General features: G+C 46.9%; 8 protein-coding genes. 1 reads left to right on the forward strand and 7 read right to left on the reverse strand.

All coding sequences use genetic code 11. The features are described 5' to 3' along the window. Positions 1–287 precede the first annotated feature (287 nt). From CVV54_07130 to CVV54_07155, 6 genes are all read right to left on the reverse strand, one after another. Positions 288–1,646, reverse strand: a complete 1,359-nt coding sequence (locus tag CVV54_07130; GenBank protein PKL04078.1) for an MFS transporter — start codon at positions 1,644–1,646, stop codon at positions 288–290. Between the two features lie 317 nt (positions 1,647–1,963). Continuing rightward, positions 1,964–3,469 (reverse strand): aromatic amino acid lyase, encoded by a 1,506-nt coding sequence (locus CVV54_07135; protein PKL04079.1) that lies wholly within the window; start codon positions 3,467–3,469, stop codon positions 1,964–1,966. 101 nt (positions 3,470–3,570) lie between these two features. Then, a complete protein-coding gene (locus CVV54_07140) occupies positions 3,571–5,142 on the reverse strand; it encodes a BCCT transporter (protein PKL04080.1) in 1,572 nt (523 codons plus the stop codon). 66 nt (positions 5,143–5,208) lie between these two features. Beyond that, positions 5,209–7,449: an aldehyde oxidase gene (locus CVV54_07145; GenBank protein PKL04081.1), complete on the reverse strand. Its 2,241-nt coding sequence runs from the start codon at positions 7,447–7,449 to the stop codon at positions 5,209–5,211. After that, complete coding sequence (locus CVV54_07150; protein PKL04082.1) at positions 7,442–8,326, reverse strand: carbon monoxide dehydrogenase; 885 nt, start codon at positions 8,324–8,326, stop codon at positions 7,442–7,444. The genes CVV54_07145 and CVV54_07150 overlap by 8 nt, the downstream gene beginning before the upstream one ends. After that, the gene (locus CVV54_07155; GenBank protein PKL04083.1) at positions 8,323–8,817 is read right to left on the reverse strand and encodes a (2Fe-2S)-binding protein; all 495 of its coding nucleotides are present in this window, start codon (positions 8,815–8,817) and stop codon (positions 8,323–8,325) included. Before CVV54_07155 ends, CVV54_07150 begins: the two co-directional genes overlap by 4 nt. A gap of 213 nt (positions 8,818–9,030) precedes the next feature. Between CVV54_07155 and CVV54_07160 the strand changes: the two genes are divergently transcribed. Then, positions 9,031–12,075 carry a hypothetical protein gene (locus CVV54_07160; GenBank protein PKL04084.1) on the forward strand — a complete coding sequence of 1,015 codons (3,045 nt, stop codon included), beginning with the start codon at positions 9,031–9,033 and terminating at the stop codon, positions 12,073–12,075. Here CVV54_07160 and CVV54_07165 read toward each other — a convergent pair. Next, positions 12,069–13,337, reverse strand: a complete 1,269-nt coding sequence (locus CVV54_07165; GenBank protein ID PKL04085.1) for a 6-phosphofructokinase — start codon at positions 13,335–13,337, stop codon at positions 12,069–12,071. The genes CVV54_07160 and CVV54_07165 overlap by 7 nt on opposite strands. Positions 13,338–13,345 lie beyond the last annotated feature (8 nt).

Genomic DNA, 13,345 nt, shown 5'->3' on the forward strand with positions numbered 1-13,345 from the left:
CAAGGCGTATAACATAGACCTCTATCCGCTGCTTGCATTGTATTTCACCCGTCTTTACAGAACAACTGAAATACTTACATCAATATACGAGGCGTATATTAATACGTTGAGGTGAAGGAGCATCGCATGTTGCTAAGTTAGCGCTGCTATAAATCCCAATTGTTGCAATTGGGGCAGATCGGAGGTGATAGCGACGCAACACGCAGTGGTTCAAGCTAAGGCGTATGCCAATACGTTGAAGCGCAGGACCGCAAATGTTACTAAGCTAGCGCTCCGAGATGCCCCAATTACACCAGCTTAGCGGGGGCCTTGAGTGTGCCCAGTATTGCCACTGAAACCGCCAGGACCGCTGCGGAGACAATGAAGGGTACAAAGAACGAACCGGTCATGGCCTGGAGTTTGCCTCCAAAGAACGGCCCGCAGAAACCTGCCACTCCCCATGCCGTAAAGAGCAACCCGTAGTTCGATCCCTGGTTCGCAGGACCGTAGTACTGTAAGAGCGTAGCCGGGAAGAGAGTGAACATCGCTCCATAGTTCCAACCGATCAGGCCGGCACATGCAGCAAGGAGAGCCGCCGTTTTTCCTGCGGGGAAAAGTATTAGCATCGCAACTGTCTGTAGAGCAAAGAGAGCGACAAATATTTTTTTTGTTCCTATCCTGTCCGCAAGCGGACCTATCATAATGCGGACTGCCGCGTTGAACACAGCAAGAGTACTTGGTGCAAGCGAGGCAGACATAGCTATGCTCTTTGCCACATCCTCGGGGATGACCGCGGCAGCATCAAGGCTCCCTTTTGCCCTGTAAACAAGGGTCATGGCGTCAATGCCATGCTTGGCGATCAGACCGATTACCATGAGTCCGGCGAATGAGCCGCAGAAATAGGCGACCCAGAGAAGCCAGAACTGGGGGGTCTTTTTTGTCTCTTCATAGGTATAGTCCCTGCAGCATTTAACTACACCGTCCACTGACGACAGTACAGGCGGATTCCATCCTGCCGGCCTGTAGCCTTTGGGAGGTTCTTTAAGGCAAAGTGCCGCGAGGACTACCATTAAGCCCATCGCGATGCCAACATATTTAAATACAGGCAGTGCACTGCCAAAATGGTTTATCATGCTTGTAGCCATAGGAGCCATAACGAATGAACCCAGGCCAAGCCCTACGACTGTAAAACCCGTCGCAAGCGCCCTCTTGTCAGGCCACCATTTTGGTGCGGTCGCTATCGGAGGCAGATAGACGCACCCTCCTCCAAATCCGGCTATTACTCCGTAATAAAGATACAGAAGGTACAGGGGTGTCTTGCCTGCGGCCCTTGCAGCTTCACCGCCCGCAGCTATGACGGCAGGATCGGGTGGAGTTATGGTAGAGACCATGAAGAAACCGAAGGCCATGATGACCCCGCCGACAAGTACTACGTTCCTCGAACCGTATTTGTCGCTCAGGCGTCCGGCAGGAAAGGTCATAAGGCCAAATATCAGGCATATCAGCGCATAGGCCATTGCAACATCGGGGACGCTCCATCCGAACTGGGCCTGGAGGGGACGGATGAATACGCTGAAGGCATAAAGAAGCAATCCGCAGGTGGTACTGCCGAGAAGTCCTCCCAGCAGCGGGATCCATCGTGGAAATGTTTTTTCTGTCTGAGGCATCAAGTTCTCTCCCTTTGTCTCTTTTTCAGAGTAATGAGAGATATTGTACAGAAATTTTGGAATTACACAACAAAAATATAATAAATCACTTTCTGCTTTCCTGCTCTAAAGAACTGGCTTCACCTTTTCCCTGTATCGAAATCGATCCTGTTGTGGTTTAAGTGCTGAATATTAAATAAATATTCTTTCCAAAAACACTTAAGGACCTGAAAAAAGAGCCACAGCGCTTCAAACTTCATACGCTGAACGGCTCTCTGATCACTTACTAAAAAATATTGTCTGTTCGGTGAACTTATTAATATAATCCAGTCATCTGACTACTGCTTAGACAGCATGATGTTGCTTTTGATAAACTCATAAGATTTCTGTATGTCCGGAGATATAGGCCTGTCGTTCTCGTACAGGGCAACTTTTTTGCGAAAAGCTTTCCATGCGATTTCTGTACCCTTGCCAAGCCTTATTCTGCTTTTTCTCATCCGCAGATCAATCGCCTGACATCCATGTATCATTTCCATACCATAAATGTATGCAAGATTGTCTGCCGCTTTTCGTAATTTCTGAACCACAAACGGAGTGTTGTTGGCGTGGTCCTCTATTCCTCCGGCAAGAGACATAAAATCTGCCGAACATGGATTTGAAAGGTGCCTGATCTCGGTATCCATAAGTGAATAAGATTTCTGGAAGGCACCAAAACAGTGAGAATCTCCACCGTCATGGCTCAGGAATCTTGCAAGTCCTGTCAGCACTGGGTTGCACAGCTTCAGCATCCTGTAGCACGACATACGTGAGACGTGGCTCAAAATGATACCGAGCATTTCCAATCCTGTCGCAAGCGAAGTGGTTTCAAAGTTTGATACGGATATCATACGCCTTTCTTCAACAAGAACACAGGGGTTATCGTCAGTGCTATTCATCTGGATATCCATAAACTCAGTGACATAGTCAAGCGCATCGCGAAGCGTACCGTTCACATGAACTGCTCCGCGGAAGCACAGCGGATCCTGGACTGGTTTCTCCGGATCCCTGTCATAAATGCTGCTTCCTTCAATAATTTTTCTGACTTTTTCCGCACTGACCTGCTGCCCTTTAAGCCTCCTCGGAGCTAGTCCTGAAGGCTCAAGGGGAGAGGTGTTTCCGTTGAGCCCTTCCAGTGACACTGAATAGACCATATCGCCAATGTCCGCGAGATCACGGAGTCTTCTTAGAACAAGGGCTCCCTGCCCTGCTGAAAAAGCACTGTTGCTCACTATTGCCAGTCCGTCTTTGGGCCCCAGAACAACCGGCACAAGACCAGTCATTCTGTGAGCCTCCATCGAGGGCATTCTTTCTCCTTTATAAAAAACATCGCCTTCTCCTATCATCGCCAATCCGATATGGGACATTACAGCAATGTCGCCCTCTCCAACTGAGCCTCTTTCAGGAACAGCAGGGTGTATGCCTTTATTTAAAAACTCAGCATAACGTCTTGCCACTGCAGGCTGAATGCCGGTATAACCCTGAAGCAGACAGTTCAGCCTTATAGCCATCATCGCCCTTACCTCCTCCTCAGAGGCATCAGGAGCAATTCCAAGCGAATGTGAATAGATCAGCTTGCGGTTAAAATCTTCAAAGAATTCCTTTGCGATGGTATGGTCTTTGTTCCAGCCTACCCCAGTATTAAAACCGTACACAGGGACATCCTCATCAACAAGGTCATAGACAAGCTGTCTTGAAGCTTCAAGTTTCGCATCCGCCTCAGGGCTTATTTCTACTTCGGCGCCTTCGGCTGCGATAGACCAAACTTTTTCTATGGTCAGGTCATTGCCTGTAAGCAATATCTTCATTTTTAACCTCCATGATCAGAGCTGCGTATGCAGCGTGAAAATCGTTGCATACGCAGCATATATCGCATTTTATATTAACTAAGAGAAGATCCGCAGCTAAGCTATTCCGTAACTTTATCTATAAAGAATACCTTAATGAAAGCAATTACCTGTACGACAAATATAAACAGCACCACAAAGCCTGCTGCCGCTGCCAGGGACTTAACTCCGTCGACCCCCTGGGCTCCTCCGCCATATGCAGCCATTATAATGGCAACTACACCTATAGAAATTCCCCAGAGAGCCTTGATCTTTGCCGGGGGTTCTGTTCCGATCGGAACATCCCTTACGCACATAGAACCAATATTTGTCAGCGTCGCATCAGCGCAGGTAACAAAAGAGGCAAGAATAACAAGTATATTTATTGGTACGACTATAACACCAAGACCAAACGGAAGGTTTTTAAGGAATTCCCAAAGCGCCATTATCGCTCCGCCAGTATTCAGCGCTCCTACAAGATCGGCACCGCCCGTCATCTGCATGTGGATCGCGCTGCCTCCCCAGACTGAGAACCAGATAATGCCAAACACTGATGGCAGGATCCAGTTTACGATCATATATTCCCTTACCGTCCTTCCGTATGAGAGCATTGCAAGGAATATTCCTGTAACCGGAGCATAGCCGACCCAGAAAGCCCAGTCAAAGAGCGTCCATGAGCGAGTAAGTGCCGCTCCTCCTATGTCGATCGGATCCAGCCCCCACAGCCAGAAATTATGCATCCAGGAAGCAAGGCCGGCTGTTCCCATCCTCAATATGAAAAGGGTGGGTCCGGTTATAAGAAGGAGAGCCAGAAGTCCATAGTAGAACCAGGCATTCAGGCTTCCTACTATTTTCAGTCCTTTATCCAGTCCGACATAACTGGAGAACGTAAATGCAAAAATTATTACGGCTCCTATACCGATAAACAGAGGAAGGCTTTCCTGAATGCCATATGCACCTTTAAGCCCGGTTATCACAAGTGTTATGCACATTGTCAAACCTGTCGCCAAACCTATCGTCAGGGCAAGCATGGAAAGAGTGTCAATAACGGCTGATGACAGCGGTTTTGTTACGCTGTCACCAAAGAGAGGCTTCAGCGTTGCGGTAACAGTAAGACTGCCTTTTTTGTGATAGTAAATGTAGGAGACCAATAGTCCACAGAGAGCGTAAATAGCATAAGGAACAAATGTCCAGTTATAAAAACTTCTAGCCATCGCAAAAATAGCAGCCTGGTGTGTTTCCGCCTTTATTCCAAGTTGATCAAGTTCTCCCCAGACGTTGCCGTAATAGATGAGCGGTTCGTTGACTCCCCACGTAACTATACCGGTAGCTATCCCTCCGGTAAGCGTCATGGCAAACCATGTCCAGAAACTATACTTTGGTTTTGCCTCTTTGCCGCCTATTCGCATACTTCCCAGTTTTGAAAAAGTTACTACAGTTACGAGAACAACGCTTGCCATTATAGATATCTGGTAAAGCCACCCGAAACTGTCAAGGGACCAGAAGAAGAAAATGTTGCTGGCCTTTGTAAGGGCCGTCTTGTCTACTATACCGACTATCGCTGCAACAGCAACAACGATAAAGGCCGGAAGGAAAACTTCCCAACGAATTCCTTTCTTGATCTCAGATACAGTTTGTTTCTGTTCATTTTGCATTTCTGTTATCCTCCTTAATAAAGCGAATTTTTAGCATCTATAATATTTTTTAAAATTTTTAGATCATCATTTTCCCTGATCGTCAACAGCTTCCACTATCTTTGCAGGAGTAAGAGGAAGGTCAGTCAATGATGAACATAACGCCCTGTTTACTGCGTTTACAATTGCCGCAGACACCGGAACAGTTGAAATTTCCCCTATGCTCTTCGCGCCGAAAGGACCTCCCGGTTCACCGTCTTCAATAAGAATTATTTCTGAGTCCGGCATGTCGGGGGCATTTATCAGATGGTATTTGTCAAAATTACGCACTTTAGGAATACCGTTGCTATCAAATGGAAGTTCTTCGGTGAGGGCCATTCCTATTCCCATCTGAACACCTCCATATATCTGCCCTCTTACAAAACTCTCGTTTATTGCCTGGCCAATATCGTGAACAGCGAGGTATCTGTTGATCCTGACCAGGCCGGTCAGTTTATCTACAGTCACTTCCGCAAAGTGTGCCCCAAACGATGCCGGGTTCATTTCAGGCCTGTGTTCAAAATGAGCTTCAATGGAAACCCTGTTTTTTCCCATTATTTCTCTTATTGCCTCTCCAATACCAAGCTTATGTCCTTCGCAAATGAGCTGTCCATCAGAAAAACGCACAGGTTTGTCCAATAGCTTTGATGTTTCTTCGCGGAGCATTTTTACTGCTTCTTCAGAAACCAGTCTGGCACATTCGCCGCACACGTATATGACCCTGCTGGCCTGACATCCCGAGTCATATGAAGTGAATTGTGTGTCGGTCTCGGTAACCGTTATTTTTGAGACGTCTATTCCAGTGACCTCGCCCACTATCTGTGCAAGCGCTGTTGTTGCGCCGCTGCCAAGCTCATGGATTGAGGCCCGAAGTATCGCTGAGCCGTCTTCAAGTATCCTTAGGGACATGTTCGAAAAATCATGATACTTTGTTTTATAGTAACCATTGCCATGTGTGCAGCACGCAAAACCTGTTCCGGTGAAAAACCTTCCTCTGCTTACCTTCGGTGTTTTGCTCTTCTCCCATTCAAAAACTTCAGCCCCTTTTTTCAAACACTCGATCACTCTTGCCTTGCCTATATTGGCTCCGCCTGAGGGATCTTCTTCAAATTCTTTAAGAAGATTTTTCATCCTGAACTCGACGGGGTCAAAACCAAGCCTCCTGCAGAGAAGATCTGTATGTATCTCGGTAATTGTGTGTATCTGAGGAGAACCATACCCGCGGCACGCACCTGCCGGAGTCGTTGACGTCCTGACTACAGAACCTGTGTAGCTGAGAGCAGGTATCCTATATAACCTTGAAGCCTTTTTTCCCATGGCCATCATTACTTTCTTTGTGCCTGTAAGGTATGCTCCTGCGTCCACTGTCAGTTCAAAGCGCCTTCCAAGTATCAGACCCTCCGCATCCACAGCCGTTTCGACTTTGCCTTTTACCGCAGCTCTGGTACGGGTCGAAAGGATGGTCTCTTCTCTCGACGTGTTGATAAAAACAGGTCTTTTGAGTTTATTTGCCGCCCATGCACACAAAACCTCAAAAACTACTTCCTGTTTCCCCCCGAATGTCCCCCCCATGTTTACCTTAATCACTCTGATTTTTGATAAAGGCAGCTCCAGCACCTGCGCAACGGAATGCTGCACTCCGAATGTTATCTGGCAGGGCGTCCTTACTTCGATCACACCTCCGGGACGAGGTATTGCCAGTACGGAGTGAGTTTCCATAGCCGCATGATGGATCTTTGGGGTTATTACCGTGTCCGACTCTATGTAAGCTGCCCCGGAAAAAGCTTCATCAACATCTCCATAGGAAATGCTTCCGTCAAAGCTTCTCTGCCCGTCTTCGTGTAGCGTCCCTGCCATTTCAGCAGCCGTATTAAGCGAGGTAACAGCAGGCATTATTTCATATCCGACCCTGACAAGATCTCTGCTCCTTCTCGCTTTTTCTTCTGTCTCTGCCATGACCAGGGCTATGCGGTCACCTACGTGTCTTGCATGACCGGTGAGGATAGTCTCATCCGGAAAATCTTCCTGACCTGGGAACCACTCTCCGCTGTTGTACTTTACTGAAGGAACATCAAGATATGTAAGTATTTCAACACCTTCGATACTGATCGCTTCAGAAACATCGATCGACCTTACTATGGCATTGGAGTGGGGGCTCATAAGAATAACTCCGAACAATACGCCTGGAAAGGGCTCATCCGCCAGATAATGAAACCTGCCCTGCACCTTGTCAGCAGCATCGCACCTGATGATATTTTTACCGATATAATTGTATGATTTCTTATTCATGGCCCTTTTCCCCACTTTTTTCTGACGCCTTTCCTCTCTCCCCAAGCATTTCCAGAAGATCTTCTGCGAGCGCCCTTAGGGCTGACTTCTTATAAGGGAGGGTGCTCCTTCCGGGGATCATCTGTCCGGCAAATTCGCAAAGGGCACTTTTAAAACTTTGATCACGCAAAGAGGGATGTAGCGCAAGTGCCTTTTCTGCTCCAAGACACCTTATTGCGGCTCTTCCCAGCGTTCCTACAAATACTCTGGCGTCACTGAAAATACCGCCCTCATATTTTGCTGAAACTGCCATATTGACGCGCGCTATGCTTACTTCGCTCCTGCTTCCTACCTTTTTAAACGCTGATACATACCCTTTTCTGACCGGAGTACAAAATTCCGTTATGATCTCGCCATCGGATAATGTATTGGCATTGGGGCAGGAAGCAAGCACTTCTTCAATTGATAGATTTCTGCTGCCCGAAAGAGAAAAAACAGTTGCCGAAGCATCCAGAGCAGCCAATGCACAAGGGGTATCCGCAGCTGGCGAAGCATTTGCCAGATTGCCTCCGACCGTAGCTCTGTTTCGGATCTGCACCGACCCCATCGATAAAGCCGCATCTGTGAGCGCTGCAGCATACAGTTTGATCAGTGCACTGGAATGGATCGATGTCATCGTCTCCATTGCCCCTACCCTCAGATACGACTCTTTGATCTCTATGCCCCTGAGCTCCGTCATTTTTGACAGATCAAACAACACCGCCATTTCCGGGATACTTCTCCGGTTTTTTATAAGCCAGTCTGTCCCTCCTGCTATGAAGTGCTTTTCGAGTTCTCCGCTCACAGCAAGGAAATTTGAATATTCTTTTATGCTTCGCGGGGCAAAAAGGCTTGTCACTGGAGGTCCTCCCTTATCCGTTCAGCTGCTGTTTCAACTGCGTCTAGTATTTGGGTATAACCTGTGCACCTGCATATATTCCCGGCAAGCGCGGTCCTTATCTCATCTCTTGAGGGCAACGGATTTTTTAAGAGCAGTGCCTTGGCAGACATTATCATCCCTGGTGTACAGAACCCGCACTGGATCGCATCACAGTCTATAAAAGACTGCTGTATCACATCCAATTCTCCGTTTTCTTCGAGACCCTCTACTGTAAGGATATCGTGCCCTTCTGTCTGAAAAGCCGGAACCACACAAGAACAGACGGCTTCTCCATCCAGGAGGACCGTGCATGCACCGCACTCTCCTGCGCCGCATCCCTCTTTGACGCTGACAAGACCGAACTTCTGCCTAAGCACATCTATCAGCCTCTCAGATACCCCCACTTCAGCTCTCCTCAACTTGCCGTTGACCTTAAGTTCTATTTTCAGGCAAACCACCCCGACGATCATTATTGGTTCATTATTTCTGTTTGACCCTTCATTTCCACAATAAAGTCTATACTTGCCGCATAAGAGAAGCGTCAATAGGTATCACCGGATCTCTGTCTACTCTTTTACAGCCTATTTGACGTTTTATTGACGCTATTGGTGTAGATCAATCTAGACTGTATAAATATATTGATATAATTTAATATTGATGGAACACAAAGGCAGGGATCGCAAATGACCCTTTTCCTCCATTTTTTAGGAAACCCCTATATCGAAATTAACGGCAAAAAACTCTCTTTTTCGCTGAAAAAAGCAGAGTCAATAGTTGTGTATCTGGCATTGAGCGGTCCTGCGACCAGAAATCAGCTTAAGGCGCTTTTCTGGTCAGACATGGAAAATCCTCAGGCATCCGCAAACCTCAGAAACGCGCTTTACATAATACGAAACACGATCCCAAGATATGTAGATATTGAAAGGAACACTGTCTCCCTTAAAGAATCCTCCAATGACATCTCCGCTCTTGAAAAAATAATTGACCCAGATTTTCCGATCCCTTGCCACATAACTGAGGAACCGCTTAGGAACTGCAGACTTGAAGGTTCCGAAGAATTTGATGAGTGGGCGGCAGTGACAAAGCAGTCTATAAGAAAGAATATCGTAGCAATACTGAGAAAGAGGATCTCAAACTGCTATGAAAAAAAGCTGTACGAAGAAATGAGCAATTCGCTTGAGGTCCTTCTGACAATTGATCCCTTTGATGAAGATTCCGTGCTTGAGCTGATGGAAATATACTGCAACATGGGACAGCCCACCAAAGCCCTGATTTTTTTTAAGGAATACTCATTTAAAATTGAAAATAACATGGGCATAGCGCCCTCAGAGAGAAGCAGAAAATACTTCAGAAAAATTATCAACAACTGGTCTGAACATGACGATCAGTCTGCAAAAGGGGAAAAGTTCTGGTGCAGGAAAAATGAACTAGCGCTCATGATAGGGGCCCTGACAGATTCTGGCGGCATGAACATGGCTGTTTACGTCCACGGTGAGGCCGGCATAGGCAAAACAGCATTGATCAACAAGGCTATATCGATACTCGACACAGGTGGCTGTCTGCTCCTCTCATCAAGAGCCTGCCCTGTAGGAGAAGGGTATCCCTACTCTTCATGGAACAGCATAATGGCACAGATAGGCAGGACTCTCGAGACTGAAAATGATTTTCCTGACATAAATACCCAATCCGTCCTTTCGGGCATTTTCCCCGGATTCCTAGGCGGCAAGGGGCTTAACTACAATGCAGACGTAGCTCTTATGACTGAAAGAAACCCTATTATCATCAGCGGGATGATAAACGATATTCTTAGGCGCATTGCATGCAAAAAGAAGATCATCATGATTTTTGAAGACATTCACTGGTTCGACACGCAGTCGATCCAGCTTCTGACCGCCTTTATGAGTTCTGTTGACCTTGATCTGAACATAATTCTGTCAGGCCGCCCCGAATCCTCAAGGATCACTCTGGCAATGCTTCAGAGCCTCAATCCTCCTTCAAAATGGAAGATCGTTCCCCTCAAACTGGACCCTCTGCGTAACGATGAGATCATAAACATATGCCGACACTCCCTTTCTGAATGGCTTCTAAATCAAAAAGGAGACGAATATTTTATTCGTGAGAGCGAAGGAATCCCCCTCCTTCTTTTTGAGATGCTTCGTGCAGCAGAGGAGAATCCTGATTCCGATCTTACAAACGGATTGGGGGGACTCATAATGGCAAGGATAGGAGATCTTTCAGAGCTGCAGCAAAATGTGCTTTCAGTGCTTTCGGTCTTTGCGGTGGGGGCAGCTCCTGAACAGATAGCGGAAGCCACCTGCAGGGAACACCATGAAGTGCTGTTGGCAGGCGAAACGCTTCTTTTTAAGGGATTGCTGAATGAAAGGGAAGAAGAGGGAAGGGTGATCTGGGATTTTACACACGCCAAAGTCAGGGAATGCATATATGAATCTATTTCCCTTTCTAAAAGACAGGAACTTCACAAGAAGGTCGCAGAAGTCCTGAACAACATATACTCACCGCAAAAATGGAATCCTGAGCTCAGCACGATGCTTTGTCATCATTACATGAGATCAGGCCAGCGTGCCATGGAGCTTAAACAGTATTTACGGGAGCTTATTTTTGACATAACACTTAACCATGACCTTTTCCCCGTCGTTTCAGATAAAGTGCTTCTCTCCTGCTCGACTCCCTTCAGCAGCAGAGAGGGGACTGAGCAGAAAATAACTCAGGCAATGGGGTTGCTGGATGAGATCCGTACCGATAAGAATGTCGATCGCGAAGAGCTTAAAAGGCTTGAGGCTTCATGCTTTGAGCTGGCAGGGGGATATCATATAAGCTGGGGTGAATATGACAAGGGTACTATATTCATAAACGAGGCAATTAATATTTCAAAAGAGTTTAGACTGACAGATACTCACATACACTGTCTTAAACACATATGCTATATGCATCTTCAGACCGAAAATCCTGCGCGTCTTCTTTCAGCGGCCGGGGAAATGATCCGGCTCTCCCATCCGGAAAATTACCGCCACTATATGGCCACAGCGGTAAGGTTTGCCGGAGTTTCAATGTTTTTATCAGGGGAATACGAGAAAGCTGAAAAAACATTCAGACACTCCATAAAACTTTTCGAAAACCTTAAGCTGACCGGCAAATGCTACACACTAAGCATATTGATCGCAAAATGTTATATAGGTGAGATACTCCAGATCAAAGGTGATCATAAGAACGCCCTAGCTTATTTTACATATGCAACCGACACCTGTGAAAACATCGGCCTTTACTGGGGGAGAAGTTATTTTCACACGCATGCAGCCAGCCTAGCTTTGGACATGAACAATATTACCCTTCTTTACCGACACATAGACAAAGCTGCCTCTCTTTTTGAGAGCTGCAGAGGCGGTCGCTGCGGATCGATGCTCTACAGCATAAAGGCAATAGCAGACGCTGAGAGGGTGGATTTCGTATCATCTGAAAAATCAATTGAGTCCGCAGAAATTTTTCTAAAACATGTTTCAAGAAAGCAATGGATAGCAACTCAATATTTAGCGAAAGCATGGCTTTTATCAAAATCATCAAAAAACAAAAAAACCCTGCAGAAAAAGAATAAAAAATTTGGGGGATCACCGGAGGCGCTTGCACTGGAATCAGCAGCCATGTATGAAGGGTGCGGTTTTAAGCAGAGAGCTGACTGGATAAAAAAACGGTTCAACTGTAAAGATCAGTAGCTCGTTACATACTCGAACCTCTCCCGGAATTCATCCGGAGACATGCGGGCGGCTACAGCAAGCTGCACAAATTCCAGCCCGGGCTCAAAATCTTTTTTTTCAAGCCTTATCATGTACTGCCTCGCGATCCTATACTGGATTGATTTTGTGTTGACCCTGCGAACACGTGTCTTGCCGGTTTCCGGATCTTTTATATCCTTAAAAGGTATCGGCACTATCATGTCGTTTTGTATGGAAATAAGCGAATTCGTACCTCCCTCTTTGAGGAACTCTATCGCTGCAAATCCCAGGTTTCTTGTATATTCTATATCGAAGGCGTTAGGAGGGGCACAGCGGACCTCATATCCTATTTCCTTATTGGTTATGTCCATCTTGATTCCAAGCGATGCCAGGTTTGCCTGGACCTCTCTCTTGAGGACACTTGAAAAACTGATCTCTGCATAGCGGACATGTCCGTGATCATCATGTTCGATGCAGCTGAGAGCCTCAAGATCTTCTTCCCTTATCCTCTCAAGCAATCCCTCCGCAACTACTGCAACTCCGTATTTCCTTTCTGAGGCAAGCCTTTTTATGATCGCTCCTGTAAGGATATCAACTATCAGCGACATGGGGATATGCTCCTTGCCCAAGAACTCTTCCGGTATGACAGTGACTGTTGCGCCGGCGCTCTTGCCGATGCCAAGCGCAAGATGTCCGGCCGTTCTGCCCATTGCTACTGCTATGAACCAGCGTCCGGTCGTCTTGGCATCTTCCATGAGGTTGGATACTAGCTGTGTGCCCAGTGACCTTGCTGTCTCAAAGCCAAATGTCGGGATACCTTCAGGCAGCGGCAGGTCATTGTCTATTGTTTTCGGTATGTGGACAAAGCTTATGGTAAGCCCCCGCTTGTTCATTGCGTAATCCGCAACACATGAAGCCGTGTAGGCCGTATCGTCACCGCCTATAGTTATAAGATGAGTGACACTGAGCTCTATCAGCGCATCGACCACCCTGCGGAGGTCTTCCTCTTTTTTTGTCGGGTTGTACCTTGAGGTGCGTATCACGCTGCCGCCGTCCGAGTGTATACGGCTGACCATTTCTATCGTGAGCGGTACGACATTTTTCTCTCCCTTTGCAAGACCCGAGAAACCGTCATAGACTCCATAAACATCCCAGCCTGATTTTTTTGCTTCGATGACTGCGGAACTTATAACGCTGTTTATCCCCGGAGCTGGTCCGCCCCCGCATACTATAGCAAGCGTTTTCTGTGTGATCTCGGTCATATGGCAAC

Source organism: Synergistetes bacterium HGW-Synergistetes-1 (assembly GCA_002839185.1).
GTDB lineage: Bacteria > Synergistota > Synergistia > Synergistales > Synergistaceae > Caenicola.